Genomic DNA, 17,449 nt, shown 5'->3' with positions numbered 1-17,449 from the left:
CCACGCGATCCTCTGGCGGCGCCCATCCTACTGTTCGGGATTACCTGGCTGATCGTTCTGGTCGTCGGACCCTTGCTCGGTCTGGCGTGGCCCTGACGCGGAAAGCGAACACCGCCAAGGTTGGCTAGGGGTGGAAAGCGGATCTCTCAGAAGGCCCGCCTCACCAACGGCTACAGGCCGAAGGTCACCAAGCCTCGCTCATCGATGCGCCATGTCGGGTTGAAAGCGATCTCCCAAGAATGGTTGTCTGGATCGGCAACGTAGCCTCTAAACCCTCCCTGTGGGGGCGCATCCGCCCGGCGAAGGATCCGACCGCCCGAGCTTGCTAGGCGGTCCATCAAGGGGGCGACATCGTCTCGGTTTCTTACGTTATGAGCGAGGCTGAAAGCTCCAGGACGCTTCAGTCCATCCCTCAGCATGTCGCCCTCCAAGCCGCCGTCGAGCCAGGTTCCCAGGATGAGGCCGTTCATTTGATAGAAGACGATCTCCTCGTTCTCGAAGATGGGCGACCATCCAAACCCGACTGAGTAAAATCGTTTCGATCTCGCCAAGTCGGCGACGCCTAGAGTGATGACTGAAATCTGCTGTTGCATGGTCCACGTCCTTTGCTCGCAGCTTGCACCATGCAAACCGCGTTGAAGGTCGGGGGACTCGCCACAAACAGCGACGGACAGACCCGCTTATGCGAGGATCGGGCTAACCACACCGATCTGCCTTTTTCGACGAGCTCACAGTAGTGCAATGGACTGCATGGGCAAAGTCCGCTCGGGGGTCGGACCAGGACATCGGCTCCATGCCTGAAGCCGGACGTTCGGCCCCTGGCCGAAGAGCGGACTTTACAACTTCTGCTGGGGCGAAGCGGAAGCTGCGCGATGCAGCACGAACGTAAAAAATGTTTGACATGCCCATGAATGACAGCCAGATGTGTCGAATATTTTTGACACAAGGGAGGACTGAATGTCGTTCAGGGAAAAGTCGGCCTGGTTTATGGGCGCGCTGATGGTGGGAGCAGGCGCCTTCTACGTGAACATGGCCCTCGCTGTCTCAGGCGAGGTCGGCGCTGCCGCGCCGCCAATAGCCATCTTCATCCCCTTTACGCTTCTAGTCGTGATCGCCTCCGTGGTCGGCCAGACGACCCTCGCCTTGTTGACTCCTCGGGCAGCCAACGCCCCCGCTGATGAGCGAGAGAAGCCATTGCTCGACCGGGCAGGCCATTGGTCCGGGCTCGTTCTGGCCGCCGGTACGGTCACATCGCTGCTTTACTTCTTCGATCATCAGAATGGACTGCTGCTGTTCCATACGATCATGGGCAGCCTGATCGTCGCGCAGATCGCGGAGTATGGGCTTCAGATTGCACTTATTCGTCGACCCTCCTGAGAATGGCCAAACGTCCGCCAATTACAAATCGCGTGAGAGAAATGCGCGAACAGCACGGCAATATCAGCCAGTCCGCGCTTGGAGAGGCAATCGGAGTTACGCGACAGACCATAATAGCAATCGAGCAAGGTCGCTATTCCCCAAGCCTCGAAAGCGCCTTCCGAATATCGAGGCTGTTTGGCGTTGGTGTTGAAGACGTGTTCGGTTGGGGTGAGGACAGAAAGTCGTAGTGACTGAGGGCGTCCGCAATGGGTCGCCATGCGAAGTTGGATCCCACCCCGAAATCGGACACCGGCGGTTAGTGCTGTGACCGGACCTTCCGGACTTCGGGAAGGGGTGGTTAGCGGAACGTCGAACGCTAACGCTGTGTTCTATGTTCGTTGAGACTGAGAGACCGTTCGATGACCAATGACGCCGTTAGGAAGCTGTTCGATAACTACGCCGACGTCTTCAACGCCGCGCTAAGCGGAAAGCCTGACTTAGCTGCCTTGGCTGATCTTTATGAAGACTCATTTATCGGTGCCGCGCCAGCGGGCGTGATGGTGGGTTCAAAAGGCAAGGAGTTCGAGGAGGCTATGTCTGCGGGTTTTGATCGGAGCCGAAAAATCGGCATGAAAAGCATGACCGTCCAGGGGGTGGATGTGGCGGACATCGACCCGATCCACGCCATGGCGCGCGTGGACTGGCAGGCGGCGTACGAGACCAGCACCGACGATACGCTGATCGACTTCACCAACGTCTATCTGGTTCGCGAGATGGATGGTCGCGCCCAGGTTTTTGGTTGGATTACTGGCGACGAAGAGGCCGAACTGAAAAAGCACGGTATCGTCTGATCAGGTTGACCCGCGCAACGTCTGCTTTGGGTCGAAAACAGTCTTTTGCCTGTCGCCGTAAAACGGACACCCCGTCGGCGTGTTGCGCTCGGCGGCTGAGCGGTCCAGCGTCGCATCCGATGTGCAATCTCTACAGCCTCCGCAAAGGCCCCCAGGCGATCCTCGACCTCGCCCGCGCGATGGCTTCGCACGTCGGCAATCTGGAACCCGGTTCGATCTATCCGGACTATGCCGCGCCGATCGTGCGGATGGAGGGCGAGCGCCGCATCCTGACCCGCGCCCGCTGGGGCATGCCGTCGTCGAAGAAGGCGCTGTTCGACGCCGCCACCAAGCGCGCCGACAAGATGCGCGCCAAGGGAGAGGACGTCGACTTTCCGAAATTGCTGGAACTGGAACCCGACAACGGCACGACGAACGTCCGCAACACCACCTCCGCCCACTGGCGGCCGTGGCTGGCGCCGGAGCACCGCTGCCTCGTCCCCTTCACCAGCTTCTCCGAGCCCGGCCGCGATGCCGAAGGCAGGTACCGGCCGGTCTGGTTCCGCCTGGCGGGTGAGGAGCCCGAGCCCTTGGCCTTCTTCGCCGGCGTCCACCTCCGCGACTGGACCTGCGTGCGCAAGAAGAAGACGGGCCTGGAGACCTGCGACCTGTTCGCCTTCCTGACGACCGAGCCATCGGAACCGGTGAAGTCGGTTCACCCCAAGGCCATGCCGGTGATCCTCACCACCGAGGAAGAGCGCGAGACCTGGATGCGGGCGCCCTGGGACGAGGCGAAGGCGCTTCAGAGGGCGCTGCCCGACGACGTCCTCGTGACGGCATGACCCGTCGTCGCTCCTGGCTTCTCGCCGTGGCCGTATGGCTGGTTACGCCCGGGTCGGAACACCCTGCCCTCACCGATCTCGCCTGGGCGGTCTGCGAGGCGACGAGCGGTGACGACAGCTGGCGATGCGAGGACAGCTGGCGCAAGTTCGGGAGCGGCACGCCCCCCTGATCTCAAGGCCGGCGCGGCCCGAAGCCTTCCCACACCCCCTCCGGCATCCCGAAGCCGGGCTTTTGCGCGGCCGCCCCAGGACGGCGCGGGCGACGGGCGCGCCGCCGAGATCGGTCAGCGCGCGCTTTCGCCGACGCTCCTTGTCAGCGCCTCCGCCTCGGCCTCGGGACCCGGGCCGCGTTGCGCCAGGGCGGCGCGGGCGCAGGCCTGCGGCAGAGACGCGGCGCCGGATGCCGGGCCGCCAGCCGGGACGCCCAGAGCGCCAGTTGGGAATGGGCCCCCACAAGCTCCGCCAGCTTCGCCTCTATGCCTCCAGCCGCCTCGCGTAGCGCGCCCCATGACATCAGAAGCTCCAGCCGCAGCCGCCGTTTGAACCCCGCATCACCCTCAGCGGCGACCAGGAGCAGCCTGACCAGTCGCGCCTCGTCGAGGCGCGCGAGATCGGCCTCCGAAACCGTCTTGGTCAGTGGGGGCTGAGCTGGCCATCGACGGCATGGTGGCCCATTCGGACCGCCGATCAACGCCCGTCACGGACACGACCCGCGATTGAACCCTCAGGACCCGCCGGCCATTGTCGAGCGATGCGATACCCCCGGCCTCCCCCGCCGCCCTGCGCGCCGCAGTCCGCGCCGCCGACACGAAGGCTCGGACCGCCGACGAGGCCTGCCACCCGTGGCCAAAGGCCCCCGGGGTGAAGATCGCCAGCTTCAACATCAACGGGATCAACCGCCGACTGCCCAACCTCGTCGCCTGGCTGGAGGAGGCGTCGCCCGATGTGGTCTGTCTCCAGGAGCTCAAGGCTCCCGACGGGCGCTTTCCCGCCGCCCCGCTGGAAGCCGCGGGCTATGACGCCGTGTGGCTTGGGCAGGCGCGCTGGAACGGCGTCGCCATCCTGTCCAGGATCGGCGAGCCCCTCGTCACCCGCCGCGCCCTGCCCGGCCCCCCGGATGGCCAGAGCCGCTACCTCGAGGCGGCGGTGCGCGGCGTGGCCGTCGCCAGCCTCTATGCACCCAACGGCAATCCATGGCCCGGGCCGAAATTCGACGCCAAGCTCGCCTGGTTTCGGCGACTGATCGCCCACGCGGCGGACCTGGCCGCCAGCGGCGTCCCGGTGGTGCTGGCCGGCGACTACAATGTCGTGCCCACCGACCGGGACATCTACAGTCCGCGGTCCTGGAAGGACGACGCCCTGCTCCATCCCGAGAGCCGCGCCGCCTTCGCCCGCCTCATGGAACAGGGCTGGACCGACGCCCTTCTCGAACGGTTTCCGCACGAGCCTCCGTGGACCTTCTGGGCCTATCTGCGCCAGGCCTGGGAGCGGGATGCGGGCCTGCGCATCGACCATCTTTTACTGAGCCCCGCGGCGGCCCGGCGCCTCACCGACGCGGGGGTCGATGCCGCCGTCAGGGGACATCCCGGCGCCAGCGACCATGCGCCGGTGTGGATCGAGCTTTCGGACTAGGCGGCCGGCCGTCACGCCCGCGACCAGTGACGCCGCGTCCCGGCGCTGATCGGATCGCCCTCGCAAAGGGTCTCGATGCGGGTGCGGAAGGCGTCGGCTTCCGCGTCCCCGAGCAGCAACCGGAGGCTTCTGATGATGCGGCTGATGCGCAGATGATTGTGGTCATGCGGGGCTCGCCAGCCGCCCGTCCGCTCATAGAAGCCGAGCATGCGGCGGCTGGACCGGGCCAGGGCCGTCCTCGCCGCCGTCGAGCGTCGGATGCGGGCGACGTCCTCGCCGGCGAGCACCGGAGCCGTCGCGACCGCCCGGCTCGGCGCGTCCAGCGGAAACAGCCACTGGATAAAGTCGTGAGATCGTTCCAGCGCGCCGTCGTCGCTCGCCAGCACCGTCTCAAGATCGCGCCCCGCGGCGTCGACCCCGACGCCTTCCAGGAAGTCCGCGACCGCGCTCACTGCGCGCGCCCCATGGCCCGATGGACCTGGGACAGGACCAGGTCCTCGTCCTCTGGACTGTATTCGATGTGGCCGGTCCCGCCCGCGTCGAGGCCCTCGACGAAGACGTCCTCGCTCACCTCCGCGCCGTCCAGCATGAACCGAACCTGGCCCCGGCCGAGCTCCGGATTACGGACGAGGTCGAGCGTGGCCAAGGGGCTTCTTCCTCAAGGGCGCTGGGCGTCAGGCGACGCCTCCATCCCCTGTCCGGCCTCATCCGAGCGACGCCTCCAAGCGGCGCCGCCCGGTCGCGCGGGCCCCGACGGCCGCGGCCGGCTTTCCCGGGCGCTCCGGTCCATGCTCTATGGCGGTCATGACCCGTGTCCGTCTCGCCGCCCTCCTCGTCGCCTCGATCCTGATCGCGGGCGGCTGCACCGGACCCTCCGCGCCTCTCCACGACAGTCCCATGTCGGCGGGCCTGACGATCGCCGCCTGGAACATGGAGCATCTCGCCGCCGCCAACGGCACGGGCTGCCGGCCGCGCGACGATGCGGACTATGCCGCGATGCGCGCCTACGCCGAGGCGGTGGACGCCGATGTCATCGCCTTCCAGGAGGTGGAGAGCGAGGCGGCCGCCTATCGCGTGTTCGATCCCGCGACCTGGGCGGTGGTGATCGAAGACCGCGCGGGATCCGCCGATCGGCCCGAATGTCGGGGTCGCCCCGGTCTCACCCTGAACGCCCAGCGCACCGGCTTCGCCATCCGGCGCGACCTGCCTTTCGAGCGGCTTCCCGATCTGACGGCGCTGCAGCTGGGAGATCCGGATCTTCGATCCGGAGTCGATATCCGCGTCACCCCCCGGAACGGCGCGCCCCTGAGGCTTCTGTCGGTGCATCTGAAGTCGGGCTGCAGCGCCGGCGCCGACCGGGACGCCTGTCCCGTGCTGTTCGACCAGGCGCCGGTGCTCGAGGCCTGGATCGACGACCGCGCCCGGGAGGACGACCGCTTCGCCCTTCTCGGCGACTTCAACCGGCGCCTCGCCCGACCGGGAGACATGGTCTGGTCGGGATGGGACGACGCCGACCCGGCCAACGCGGATCTCAGGCTGGCGTCCGACGACCGGGGCGCGCGCTGCGACCCGCGCTACGCCGATTTCATCGACTTCATCGTGCTGGACCGGCGCGCGGGCGCGCAGCTGCGGGACTTCCACGAGCACAGGTTCCAGACCGAGCCCCTGAGCGATCACTGCGCGCTCTCGGCCCGGCTGGCGCCCTAGGGACCGTCGCGCCTGACCCGTCCGCCGCCGATCGAAGCCCTCAGCCGCCGTCGCGGAGTTCCGTGGCGAGGTCGAGGATGATCCGCTGCTTGGCCGGCGACAGCCCGCCGACGATCTCGGCGACCTTGATGGCCGTCCGCGACATGGGGCGGAGGTCGCCGGAGGTCTCGCCGTCGCCCGGAAGATCCTGAAACAGCGCGCCGGCCTCGACCCCGAGGAAGGTCGCGGCCTGGGCCAGCTTCGACGCCGAGAACCGGTTGGCCCCGTTCTCGTACTTCTGCACCTGCTGGAAACTGACCCCGATGGCGGCGGCGAGCTGGGACTGCGACAGGCCAGCGCGGATGCGCACCTCGCGCACACGGCGCCCGATCTCGACATCGAAGGGGTGCGGCGACCGCGCCGTGGTCTGGGAAGGGGTGATGACGGCCTCCGTGATGGACGGGAGACCGGTCCGGCCTCTCCCCCGGACAATAGGATGTTCGGCGCCGGGCGGAAGACGTGACGGCCTCCCGGCGCCGTCTCTTCCACTCAATTTTTGCGTCGACGCCGATCCGCCCTAGTCTGGCCTCTCAACCGGAGGTGCGGATGCTCACGCCCCAGGAGACGGAATGCGTGCGGCTGGCGGGGCTTCGGCTCCGCAACAAGGAGATCGCCCGACACCTCGACATCTCCGAGGGCACGGTCAAGAACCATCTGTCCAACGCCTACGCCAAGCTCGGCGTGTCCGGTCGCCTCGCGGCGGCCGGGCGTCTGGGTCTTTTGGATACAGTGCCCGAACGGCCCATGGCGTCCGCCGCCGACGTGTCCGTCTCTGGGGCCGCCGCCGATGAGCCGTCCTCGTCGCCAGGCCATGATCCGACCGGAATCCGGCGGCCTCGCCGCCTGGACCTGGGAGCGCCCCCGCGATGGGGCGGAAGCCGACTGGGTCCCATGCTGTCGCTCGGCGCGCTGATCGCGCTCCTGCTCGGCGTGGCGAGCATGTCGCTGAGATCCTGCGCCGAGCTCGTGGACAGCGCCCTGCGGCGCCCTCTCGCCGTCAGTCAGGACATCGCCCATGACCCCCTCCATCCCGTCCCCTCCCGATCGCGATCGGCTCGCCACGACCGTGGCGGCCGATCTGCGCGCCGTCGAACGCTCCGCGGACGAAACCCTCGCCCGCCTCGGCGCCCTGCTCCAGACCCTGCCCGAAACCCGCCTGGCCGGCGGTCTCGCCTCCAGCGTGGGCCACGACGCCCTGGTGTCGGTGGGAGAAGCCACGCGGGACCTGGTCCGGTTCCGCGGCCGTCTGATCCAGACCCATTCCCGTCTGAGCCGCGCCGCCGGTCTCCTCGGCGCCCGACCGGATCCCGCCGTCCTGGGCCCCCTGTTGGAAAAGGGCGATATCGATGAGATCGGCACCACCCGCCCCCAGGGCGTCCGGAGCCGCCTGGAGGACAGGGGCGAGGTCGATCAGATCGGCGCCGCCCGCCCCCAGGGGGCCGTCGCGGTCCCGTGAGCCCCGGCGGTGAGCCCGGCCCAGTCCGTGATCCTCCTGGGCACGGTCGTGGTGCTCGCGGCCCTGTTCGGGCTTGGCCGCCGCGAAGATCGCGCGGCCGTGCTCGTGCTCGCGGCCGTGGTCCTGCTCGAGCCTCTCGTCCAACCGGTGCAGGTCGGCACCTGGCGAGCGGGCCTGTTCCTCGTCAATCTCCTGGGCCTCGCCGCGCTCTGGACACTGAGCGAGCGCTCGGACCGCTGGTGGATCTTCCTGGCCGGTGCGCTGCAGTCCACCATCGTCTGGACCCATCTCCTGCCGCTCGTGTCTCCGGACCAGTTCAACTGGACCCTGGCGACGGTGCGCCTCGGCCTCTGGTGCCTGATGCTCGCCCTCATGGGCGGCAGGGTCGCGGCGCTCATGCGCGCCGACCGCGAAGCTCAGCCCGTCGAGGCGGCGGAGTCGGACAGGCGACCCGCCGCTTCGATGCGGCGGTCATAGGCGCCCGCCACCGCCGTCCTGGCCTGACCGGTTCCCGCGGCCAGGGCCGCCGAGACCCTGCGATGCTCCTCGACGAGACCGTCGAGCCGGGCGGCCTCGCGGCGACGGACGCGCTCGAGGCGTCCGGTCGAGGCGAGCCAGGCGGCCAGGAGGGCGCGATCCCCCGTGCCGCGCACCACATCGCCCAGCAGTCCGGCCAGGGCTTCCGAGGCCTCTGCCGGAGTCGTGGGCGAGCGCGCCGAGACGGGCGGCGGGGCCAAGGCCAGGGAGGTCGCGACGAGCCGCGCCTGGAAACGATAGTGTTCGGCGATCTCGCCCGCGCCCAGATGGGCGACGCGATAACCGCCCCGGTGCACCCGTCGCACCAGACCCTCGCCCTCGAGCCGCGCCAACGCCTCGCGCAACGGCGTCGGGGACAGGTCGAGAGCCTCCGCCTCCAGCATGACCACGACCGGATCGCCCCCGTTCAGGACGCCGGAGGCGATCCGCTCCCGCAGGGCGGCCAGGGCCTTGGCGTAGGGCTCGTGATCTCTCGCCATCATCATCGGCGCCACGTTGCCCCGTCGATACAGGCTCGTCGCGCGTGGCGCGTCTTTCCGCGCCTTTTCGTCGCCCTCCCCGGCGCGACGCCTCAGGAACCGCGCCGCGGGGCGCCGGTGTGATGGCGCGCAGGCCCCGGCGCAGCGACGCCCAGCTCATCGGAGCCGCCGCCAGGGCCGTACGGCGCGAAAGAAAGCTGACGGTCCGGGAGGTCGCGGCCGCCATGTCTCTACACGAAAGGACCTATGAAAGCTTCGAGGGCGGAGCGAACAGGATCAACCTCGATCATGTCGAGCGGTTCGCCCGGGCCACCAACTCAGACCCCTACGCCCTCCAGGCCGCGCTGTGGATCGGATCGCCCGCCTTCGCCGCCCGCTGCGCCGACAACAAGCTGATGCTGGTGCTGAGCATCGCCCTGCAGCGGCTCGACAAGCGTCTCGGCGACGACCTGCGGACCCTCGACACGCGCCTGCTGATCACCGTCTTCACCGAGGCCTTCGACCGGGTCGCTTCGGAGGCCGTCACCCGCGCCGAGACCGCGCGGGCCTGGATGCGCGAAGGCGAAGCCGACCTGCGGGACGGGCGGCCCACGCCCGGCCGCTGACAATAGTTCAAGTATAGATTGCGGCGGTTCCAGCGGAGGTGTGGTCTGGCGAAGCCTCAATCCTGGGGCGCTTCTCCAAGGAGACACGCATGACCCGTCTTCGCATCATTCGGCTCGGACAGGTGTCCGAACTGACCCGCGGCGGCTTCGACATCACCGTGACGGAAGCCGACCTCCAGCCCTACCGGCCCATGGCCTGACGGGCGCGCAGGCGGGCGCAGGTCGCGCCCGCCTGCACCGGAGACTGCCCATGATCGCGTGGCTCACCGCCCACAGTCACATGGCGCGTTGCGATGACGACCTCATCGTCCTGGACGCCGCGCGCGACGCCTATCTCCAGATACCCGATCCCGGCCGCGCGCTACAGCCGGGCGCCGGCGGCCTGTTGACCGGTCCCGAGGATATCCTGACGGCGCTCGCGGCCGAAGGCCTGGTCTCGCGAAGGGGCCCGGCGCCCCGCCGGCCGCTTCCGCCCCAACCGACGGCGCCCCATCCCGCGATCGTTTCGTGGCGGCTCCCCCTTGATGTCTGGCGGGTCCTCGCGGCTGTCCGCGGCCCGGTCGCCTCCCAAGGCGACATCCCCACCGTTTCGCCGTCCCGCCGCGTGGCCGCCGTCGCCGACAGCGCCCGCACCGCCTCCGTCATCGCGACGTATCAAGGAATGCTTCCCTTCATCACCCCGCAGGGCGAATGCCTGTGGCGCGCCCGCTTGCTTGGCGCGGCCCTGGCCCGCTCGGGCGTGAAGGCGGACTGGGTATTCGGGGTCAAGACCTGGCCTTTCGCCGCCCATTGCTGGCTGCAGATCGGTCCATACGCGCTTGACGACGATCCTGATCGCATCGGCCTCTATACGCCGATCATGGCGGTCTGAACCGGTGCGCTACCTGCATCTCCACGCGCCATCCCCGCGGCGCCTCGACGACCTCATCGACAGGGCCAAGGCCCATGGACTGGTCACCGCCGACCGGGCGGCCTGCGGCTGGCTGGGCTTCAGCGCCTCGTCCCCGCCCCCTCTTACGCGATATCGCGACCTGATCGTGGTCGGCCAGTGGTTCGGCAACGCTCCCATGGCGCCGCCCGCCCAGCCCCGGGACCTGATCGAGCGGGGATGGGGGCGCTATATCGCCATGACGCGCGATGACACCGGCCGTATCGCTTCCGTTCTGCGCGATCCCAGCGGCGCCCTGGAGGCGGCGATCTGGACCGCCGACGATGTCCAGATTGTCGCCGACGCCGCTCCCGACTGGTTGTGGTCCCGCCTCCCCGGCCCCGTCCGGCTCGATCTTTCAGGGGTCGCGACCCTGCTGTCGGACCCGCTGGCCTGTCTGTCGGCGCCCGGCCTCACCGGCATCGCGGTGCTGGACGCGGGCGAAGTCCTCGACACGCGAACCGGACAGCGTCAGCTGGCCTGGAATCCCGTCGACTGGGTCGGTCGTGCGCGCCGCCGCAGCGCCGCAGCCCGCGGCCGCAGGCTGGTGCGACTGGTGGATGACTGCGTCCGAACGCTTCACCCCGACGGTGCGGCCGTCGCCGAACTTTCCGGCGGACTGGATTCCGCCATCGTCGCCAGCGCCCTGTGTCGCGCCGAAAGGCCGCCGAGCCACGCCATCACTGTCTGGGCGGAGGCCCCCGGCGCCGATGAGCGGCGCTGGGCTGGCCTGGCCGCCGATCATGTCGGGGTCGATCTGCGGGAGGTTGCCCGCCCCCTGCGACCTCCGGCCGCCGGCGATCTCATGGCGCTTGGCGGAGACCTGCGTCCGGCTCTCGGCCGGGCCGACGCGGGGTTCGACGCCGCGATCGCCGACGTCCTCACGGATCTCGGCGCCTCGACGCTGTTCACCGGCAAGGGTGGCGACGCGCTCTTCCATCAGGGCTGGGGTCCGGAGGTTCTCGCCGACCATCTCGGGCGGCGCCCGGTGACGGGCTGGATCTCCCGCCTGCCGTGGCGCCTGGCCAGGCTGACCCGCCGATCGATCTTCGATCTCAGCCGCGCGGCGCGGTCGGGCGGGCCGTCTCCGTCACCGCCGTTTGGAAACAGCTCCGGCGCCTCGACGCCCTCCGCTCCGGTCCATCCCTGGCTGCGGGACGAGGACGGCCTCAGCCTGGCGGAGCGCCTGCGTCTGCGCGCCCTGGTGTCCAATCTCGCCTATGTGACCGAGAGCCGGCGCGGCTCGGTGGCCGATGTCATCCATCCCCTGATGAGCCAGCCGCTGCTGGAATGGGCCCTGGCGACGCCGGTCTCGGTCCTCATGGACGGAACCTGCGACCGGAGCCTGGCCCGAGACGCCTTCTCGGCGCGACTGTCACCCCGAACCTTGGCCCGGCAGTCCAAGGGAGATCATTCCATTGTGCAGAGCCGGGAACTGTCCGCCGCCCTGCCGCTGTTCCGGACCCATCTTCTCGACGGGACACTGCGCGCGCTCGGCCTGATCGACGCCGCCGCGGTGGAAGAACAGCTCGACCGCGACCGGCTGGCCTGGCAGGGCGGATCGGCGGCGGTCATGCGGCTGGTCATGGTCGAGAGCTGGGTGCGTCGCTGGTCGGGTCGTCAGGGCCCGGCATCCCGAAGGCCTGTCTGAAGAAGCCGAGGATCTCGGCATGCATGTGGCGGATGTTGGCGGGAGAGGACGGGACATGGCCCTCTCCCCGATAGACGACGAGGCGAACCGGCCGGTTCAGCCGCCAGAGCGCCGAATACATCGCCTCCGCCTGGGCAAGCGCGGGCTCACGGTCGCCGTGCAGCATCAGGAGGGGCGTTTCGATGCGATCGGCCCGAAACAGCGGGCTGGCCCTCACATAGCGCTGCGGATCGGTCCACGGCGGTCCGCCCATCGCGCCCTGGCTCGTCTCGGTCCATCCCTGCTGGAACTGGAAGGAGTCTCCGTGGCGTGGCGCGCCCCGGAACCAGGGCGAGAATTCTCCCCACATGGCGGCCAGGTTCGAGGGCGCGGAGGCGGCGACGATGGCGTCGAACAGGTCTGTCTGGGTGGCGATCTCCAGGCCGGCCCAGCCTCCGAAACTGTGCCCGAAATAGCCGAGCCGGTCGGCGTCGATGACATCCGGGTACTGGCCGATGGCCGCGTCGACGACCGCCGTCAGCTGTGCGGCGAGCTCCGGCCCGGGCTCCGCCGGATAGAAGTCGCGCGGCAGGCCCGGCTTGAGGACGGCGAACCCGGCCGAGGCGAAGAGCTGGGTCTGGCCGATCGGAATCCAAGCCGCCGGGTCCGACGGCGGCCGCACATCCGGACCGTCGAGGGTGTATCCCCCGGGGCCCGGATAGGTCAGGGCGACCAGGGGCGCCGGCCCCGCGACGCCCTTCGCGGGCCAGAGCCAGCTGACGAGCGGCTCGCCGCCCGGACCCGTGTGACGAACCGGAAGGGGCTCTGAAAACGCGATGTCGGCCAGGTCGCGGTTGAGCGTCGCCAGATCCCGGCGATCAGCCTCCGGCCCGACCAGCGCAAGCGAGACCTGCGCGCCCGCGCGCTCGACCTCCAGGCGCCACTCCGGCGTCGCCGCCAGGACAGAGCCTCGGACGGCGCCGCGCGGCTCGGTGCGCGGGTCTCCGCCGTTCCCGCCGGGATGAAGGGCCGCCATCCCCCCAGCCGTCGTCCGGACCACCAGCGGTCCGCGGGTCGGCCGGGGGTTCCAGCGCAGCCGCTGGGCGTCCCAGATGTCGAGGGTGGTCAGGGCGCGAACGCCTGTCGACCCGGGGATCTTCCGTCGTTCACCCGCCCGGAGAGACCATGCCGCGTCATCCGAGAGGACCACCAGCGCGTCTCCCCACTGGGCCTCGAGGGTTCGCGGGACGCTCTTGAAGTCGCCGGTCAGCAGCCGGGGACCTGCGGCCTCGAGCCTGTACCAGTCGGACCGGCCCCGGGAGTCCTCAGCGGCCAGCACCACGGGAGAGCCCGCGTTCCACGACGCCCTGACGGTCGTCAGGCTGGTGATGATATCGGCGCCCGGATCGGGACGAAGCCCGGCGAGCGGCCACCGCGTCACCGCGTCGCCGCCGTCCAGGCTCACCAGGCCGTCGTCCGCCGGGGCGCCGGTCTCGTCCACCGTGTGGACCAGGAGGCGATCGTCGTCGGACCAGCTCATCAGTCCCGCCACCACGGGCGTGTGGCCGAGCGGGCGGGAAACGGCGCCGTCGCGCCGATTGATCAGGGAGATTGTCCGTCTCGCCGGCCGATCGGCGGGGTGTAGGGCCGCGCCCGGCGCGCGGTCGAACCGCTCGCCCGCCTCCATGACGGCGACGACGTCCCCCGACGGCGACAGGGTCATGTCCCAGACCCTACCGCTCCACAGGACGCGCGCTGTCTGATCCTCCGCCGAGAGATCGAGCTCCACCACCCGGGCGACCGGTTTCGACGGCGCGTCGCGATCGTAAGGCGGGACGCCCCAGGCCAGGGCGGTCGGGGACTCTCCCCGCGCCATGTCGGCCCAGGCGGCGGCCGTGGACGCGCGCGCCTCGGGTTCCCAGGTGAAGTGATAGGGCAGCTCGCCGTCCAGCCGATCGACGAGGATCAGGGTGTCGTCATCGGCCCAGATCGCGGTTTCGCCGAAGACCGGCACATCGGGTCTGACCGGCAGGTCTCGGATCGCGCCGCTGGCGACGTCGAGCACGCTGGCCCCGAACCGGCGCCCGGTCAGGGTCCAGACCAGCAGACGACGTCCGGAGGGCGACCACGGCCCCGCCAGACAGCCCGTCCCGCGGTTTCCGCACACCTGCCGTGGGGCGCCGTCTCCATCGACCGGGGCGACCATCAGGCGCCGGGCGATCCAGGGTGTCAGAGGTCCCCGGTCGAAAGGGGCCGCCGTGGTCCAGGGGCCCTGGTGCTCGAACACCAGGTGACGGCCCGACGGATCGATCGACGCGCGTCCGAAACTCTCGGCGGCGAGCATGTGCTCGATCGACCAGAGGCGATCCTCACGCCCCGCCGGCTCGGCATTGACCTGTGCGGGCCAGACCGCGGCCCAGGCGGCCGCCAGCAGGACAGCGACCAGACGGGTCACCAGCGCTTGACCAGGTGCAGCGAGACGGTGCGGCCCAGCGGACTGGCCTGGCCGGCATCGAACCCATACCCGGTCGAGAGATCGACGAAGGGGGGGTCCGCGTCCGTGACATTGGCGACGAAGACCTGTGCCGTGACCCCGTCCCAACGCCCCTGCCCCGTCCACCCCAAACTCACGTCGCCTGTCGTCCAGGCCTCGATGGACTCGCCCTGGAAGTCGTCATAGCCGGCCACATGGCTGATCCCGAGCCGCGCATCCCAGGCGCCCTGGGTCCAGCCGAGAGACGCGCGGGCGCGGAGTTCGACCGGCTGTCCCAGCACCCCGACACGGTCGACCGCCGCGGCGTCCGGGGTGACGCGCCGCTCGTAATCGAAGAGTCGGGTCCCCATCGCTTCCGCGTCGATATCGCCCCATGGTGTCCGCCAGTGATGGCTCGCCGAGATGTCCAGACCGCGGACCCGCAGCTCTCCGGTATTCAGCCATCGCCCGTCGAGGACCGCGGCGAAGGCGGAGGCCGGAAAGGCGCCGGGCAGCAGGAACCGCGGGTCGGTGATGAGGCTCTCGACCAGCGCCAGATCCTCCGGATTGTTCGCGGGATCCACGCGCTGGACGAAGCGCGCCAGGGCCGGATCCGTGAGCGCGTTCAGGATGTTTTCGCCCACGGGCCGGGCGATGCGGTTTTCGAAGGCGATATCGAACAGCGTGGCCGACAGTCTCGGTCCCGTATCCGGTCGCCAGTCGAACCCCAGGGTCAAACTTTCCGCGGTTTCCGCCTCCAGCTCGGGGTTGCCGCCAAGCGTGATCACCGCCAGCCGTGTCACCCCCGCCTCGCGTGTCGTCGTGGGCCCGATCCGCACCGGCTCATTGAGCTCGTTCAGCGAAGGGGCCCTGAACGAGGTCCCCCAGCTGGTCCGGACGTCGAGCCCATCCATTGGCGTCCACGTCACCCCGACCTTGGGATTGGCCGTAGAGCCGAAATCGGAATAGCGCTCGGCCCTTCCGGCCAGGGAAAGGTCCAGGCGACGGAGTCCGGGCCGACCGTTGTCCGGGCCGACCAGCGGCGCCCGGAGTTCGGCGAAGGCCGCGGCGATCTCGCGGCGCCGCTCCGCGAGATTCGTGGTCAGAGGCGTCGTGCCTGAGGCCAGGCTGCGGGTCTCGCCTTCGAAGGTCTCCTCGCGCCACTGGGTCCCGACAGCGAGGCGGATCGGACCGCCAGGACCCTGTAGAAGCTCGCCCTGGGCCACGGCGCTCGCGGTGGTGAGGCCGCTTTCCAGCCAGTTGCGGCTGAAGCCGGAGGTCACGAAGGCGATGGTGTCAGGATCGTTCAGACCCCCGCTTCCGAAGGGATTGAAGTAGGCGTTGCGACCCGGCGACCACGCGGTCGCCGGGTCATCGGGTCGATTGCCGAGCGCTTCGTCAAGGAAGGTCGTGTTGACGAGCGGCGTGTCGCCTTCGCTGCGTTCTCGGCCGTGAGCCACGTAGATCTCGGCGTCCCAGTCCCCCGGGAGCTGGACATCAAGTCCGAGGCTGCCCGCGCGATGATCGACGGATCCGGTCACCCGGGGCTGGGCCATGTCGCCGATGAAACTGTAGGCGATCGCGTGGGCGGACGATCCGTTCGGCGACACGAATTGGGGATTGGCGGCCGTGACCGTCATGATCGGCGCGTGGTGATAGGTGAGGAAGTTGAAGTCGCGACGGCTGAGCCGGAGGTCAGCCCGAAGGTCCACGCGACTGGTCAGTTCCTGGCGAAGCCGGCCGAAGAGCGCCGAGCGCGTCTGGTCGGGAATGATGTCCACGTCCCGACGTCGATGGTCGAGGTTGGCCTCGCCCGCTGCGAAGTCCGCCGGGTCGTCGACGACCCCGTCGGCTCCCGGCCGCAACGCCCAAAGGCTCTCATAGCCTCCAAGAGCCGCGTTGAAGGCGACGATATTGCCGGGCGAGGCGAAGGGCGTTCGCCAGTCGCTTCCTCCATAGTCCCTGAGGTCACCGGTCGCGGTATAGGGACGATCGGAGGCGTTCAGTCCCTTCTGGACACGATGCTCGAGGGAGAACAGCGCCGATCCGGATGACCATTCGGTCCCCGCAAGATGCGAAAGCTGAACCTCCTCGGCGCCGCCCTTCGCCGCCCCGACCCGCAGACGGCTCTCCGCTCCTTCGTAGTCGTCCCTGAGGATCACGTTCACCACCCCTGCGACGGCATCGGAGCCATAGAGGGCGGAGGCGCCGTCCAGGAGCACATCGACACGGTCGACCGCCGCCGCCGGCGCCGCTGACAGGTCGCTGAACTCGCCCTGGCTTCCGCTGCCGGACAGACGGCGGCCGTCGATCAGCACCAGGGTGGCGTCGGGCCCGAGACCCCGCAGGTTCACGCCCGTGCTCAGGGTGGTGTTGGTGCTGCCGGCTTCGATCGAAGAGAGGAAGGCCGCCGGCGTTCCGGTGCCCCCGTAATTCTGCGGCAGAGCCTGGACGGCGTCGGCGACCGAGGCATGGCCCCGGCGATCGAGTTCGTCGAGGCTCAGGGAGACCACAGGCGAACCGACCGGTCCGCGACCCCGCAACAGGGTTCCCGTCACCACGATCTCCTCGAGCTGGGTGGCCTCCGACCGTTCCAGGATCCAGACCCCGGGGCTCGCTCTGCGCGCGACGAGGCCGGTGTCCCGAAGCAGCCGCCGCATGGCCTCGGCGGCCGTCGTCCGCGCCGACAATCCGGGAGTGGTCCGCCCGGCCACCAGACCGGATTCGTAGATGAGGTCGATGCCCGACTGTGCGGCGAGGCTTTCCAGGGCTCGCGACAGGTCCCCGGACGGGACGGTCAGGACCAGAACGTCCTGCGCCTCGGCCCCGGGCGTCCGGGCCTGGGCTTGAGCCTGCGCCGGCGACTGAACGCCCAGGCCCAGGGCGAGGATAACGGCTGCGACGGAGCCTTCGAACCCAGGTGTCATGTCTT

Annotated in this window: 19 protein-coding genes and 1 pseudogene; 13 read left to right on the top strand and 7 right to left on the bottom strand. The window is 69.3% G+C overall.

Features of this window, described 5'->3' with window-relative positions; translation table 11 throughout:
- Window positions 1-170 precede the first annotated feature (170 nt).
- A complete protein-coding gene (locus EES48_RS03625; protein ID WP_122464981.1) occupies window positions 171-593 on the bottom strand; it encodes a VOC family protein in 423 nt (140 codons plus the stop codon).
- Between the two features lie 364 nt (window positions 594-957).
- Here EES48_RS03625 and EES48_RS03620 point away from each other — a divergent pair, with 364 nt between their 5' ends.
- From EES48_RS03620 to EES48_RS03600, 6 genes are all read left to right on the top strand, one after another.
- Window positions 958-1,377, top strand: a complete 420-nt coding sequence (locus EES48_RS03620) for a hypothetical protein (RefSeq protein ID WP_205679330.1) — start codon at window positions 958-960, stop codon at window positions 1,375-1,377.
- A gap of 2 nt (window positions 1,378-1,379) precedes the next feature.
- Entirely contained in the window at window positions 1,380-1,607 is a 228-nt protein-coding gene (locus EES48_RS03615; protein WP_122464980.1) for a helix-turn-helix transcriptional regulator, read from the top strand.
- Window positions 1,608-1,778: 171 nt separating this feature from the next.
- Window positions 1,779-2,210, top strand: a complete 432-nt coding sequence (locus EES48_RS03610) for a nuclear transport factor 2 family protein (RefSeq protein ID WP_122464979.1) — start codon at window positions 1,779-1,781, stop codon at window positions 2,208-2,210.
- A gap of 119 nt (window positions 2,211-2,329) precedes the next feature.
- Window positions 2,330-3,031 carry an SOS response-associated peptidase family protein gene (locus tag EES48_RS03605; RefSeq protein ID WP_122464978.1) on the top strand — a complete coding sequence of 234 codons (702 nt, stop codon included), beginning with the start codon at window positions 2,330-2,332 and terminating at the stop codon, window positions 3,029-3,031.
- Window positions 3,028-3,201, top strand: coding sequence for a hypothetical protein (locus EES48_RS14740; RefSeq protein WP_162997989.1), 174 nt, complete (start codon window positions 3,028-3,030; stop codon window positions 3,199-3,201). Before EES48_RS03605 ends, EES48_RS14740 begins: the two co-directional genes overlap by 4 nt.
- Window positions 3,202-3,892: 691 nt before the next feature.
- A complete protein-coding gene (locus tag EES48_RS03600; protein WP_122464977.1) occupies window positions 3,893-4,663 on the top strand; it encodes an exodeoxyribonuclease III in 771 nt (256 codons plus the stop codon).
- Between the two features lie 11 nt (window positions 4,664-4,674).
- Here EES48_RS03600 and EES48_RS03595 read toward each other — a convergent pair whose 3' ends face one another.
- Window positions 4,675-5,115 (bottom strand): opioid growth factor receptor-related protein, encoded by a 441-nt coding sequence (locus tag EES48_RS03595; RefSeq protein ID WP_162997988.1) that lies wholly within the window; start codon window positions 5,113-5,115, stop codon window positions 4,675-4,677.
- On the bottom strand, window positions 5,112-5,309 hold the full coding sequence (locus tag EES48_RS03590) for a hypothetical protein (RefSeq protein WP_122464975.1): 198 nt from the start codon (window positions 5,307-5,309) through the stop codon (window positions 5,112-5,114). Before EES48_RS03590 ends, EES48_RS03595 begins: the two co-directional genes overlap by 4 nt.
- Before the next feature lie 158 nt (window positions 5,310-5,467).
- Between EES48_RS03590 and EES48_RS03585 the strand changes: the two genes are divergently transcribed.
- Complete coding sequence (locus tag EES48_RS03585; protein WP_122465122.1) at window positions 5,468-6,370, top strand: endonuclease/exonuclease/phosphatase family protein; 903 nt, start codon at window positions 5,468-5,470, stop codon at window positions 6,368-6,370.
- A gap of 40 nt (window positions 6,371-6,410) precedes the next feature.
- On the opposite strand, the gene EES48_RS03580 is transcribed toward EES48_RS03585, so the two are convergent.
- Complete coding sequence (locus EES48_RS03580) at window positions 6,411-6,902, bottom strand: helix-turn-helix domain-containing protein (RefSeq protein WP_420807941.1); 492 nt, start codon at window positions 6,900-6,902, stop codon at window positions 6,411-6,413.
- Window positions 6,903-6,955: 53 nt separating this feature from the next.
- On the opposite strand from EES48_RS03580, the pseudogene EES48_RS15295 reads away from it, so the two are divergent.
- The 3 genes and pseudogenes from EES48_RS15295 to EES48_RS03570 form a co-directional block, all read left to right on the top strand.
- Window positions 6,956-7,054: pseudogene (locus EES48_RS15295) on the top strand (LuxR C-terminal-related transcriptional regulator); the annotation flags it as partial.
- A gap of 370 nt (window positions 7,055-7,424) precedes the next feature.
- Window positions 7,425-7,865: a hypothetical protein gene (locus tag EES48_RS15080; RefSeq protein WP_240623213.1), complete on the top strand. Its 441-nt coding sequence runs from the start codon at window positions 7,425-7,427 to the stop codon at window positions 7,863-7,865.
- Between the two features lie 9 nt (window positions 7,866-7,874).
- Window positions 7,875-8,342, top strand: coding sequence for a hypothetical protein (locus tag EES48_RS03570; RefSeq protein ID WP_122464973.1), 468 nt, complete (start codon window positions 7,875-7,877; stop codon window positions 8,340-8,342).
- Here the strand turns inward: EES48_RS03570 and EES48_RS03565 are convergent.
- A complete protein-coding gene (locus EES48_RS03565) occupies window positions 8,282-8,887 on the bottom strand; it encodes a GntR family transcriptional regulator (RefSeq protein WP_122464972.1) in 606 nt (201 codons plus the stop codon). The genes EES48_RS03570 and EES48_RS03565 overlap by 61 nt on opposite strands.
- Window positions 8,888-9,105: 218 nt before the next feature.
- Here EES48_RS03565 and EES48_RS03560 point away from each other — a divergent pair, with 218 nt between their 5' ends.
- From EES48_RS03560 to EES48_RS03550, 3 genes are all read left to right on the top strand, one after another.
- Window positions 9,106-9,486 (top strand): XRE family transcriptional regulator, encoded by a 381-nt coding sequence (locus tag EES48_RS03560; protein ID WP_162997986.1) that lies wholly within the window; start codon window positions 9,106-9,108, stop codon window positions 9,484-9,486.
- Between the two features lie 250 nt (window positions 9,487-9,736).
- Entirely contained in the window at window positions 9,737-10,357 is a 621-nt protein-coding gene (locus EES48_RS03555; protein WP_122464970.1) for a lasso peptide biosynthesis B2 protein, read from the top strand.
- Between the two features lie 4 nt (window positions 10,358-10,361).
- Complete coding sequence (locus EES48_RS03550) at window positions 10,362-12,065, top strand: asparagine synthase-related protein (protein ID WP_122464969.1); 1,704 nt, start codon at window positions 10,362-10,364, stop codon at window positions 12,063-12,065.
- On the opposite strand, the gene EES48_RS03545 is transcribed toward EES48_RS03550, so the two are convergent.
- Both EES48_RS03545 and EES48_RS03540 read right to left on the bottom strand, forming a co-directional pair.
- Window positions 11,998-14,499, bottom strand: coding sequence for an alpha/beta hydrolase family protein (locus tag EES48_RS03545; RefSeq protein WP_122464968.1), 2,502 nt, complete (start codon window positions 14,497-14,499; stop codon window positions 11,998-12,000). The genes EES48_RS03550 and EES48_RS03545 overlap by 68 nt on opposite strands.
- Window positions 14,496-17,444 (bottom strand): TonB-dependent receptor, encoded by a 2,949-nt coding sequence (locus EES48_RS03540; RefSeq protein ID WP_122464967.1) that lies wholly within the window; start codon window positions 17,442-17,444, stop codon window positions 14,496-14,498. The genes EES48_RS03545 and EES48_RS03540 overlap by 4 nt, the downstream gene beginning before the upstream one ends.
- Window positions 17,445-17,449: the final 5 nt, after the last annotated feature.

It is taken from the genome of Brevundimonas lutea, from assembly GCF_003704105.1.
In the GTDB taxonomy this organism is placed as follows: Bacteria; Pseudomonadota; Alphaproteobacteria; order Caulobacterales; family Caulobacteraceae; genus Brevundimonas; species Brevundimonas lutea.
This window is presented reverse-complemented; position numbering and strand designations above follow the sequence as displayed.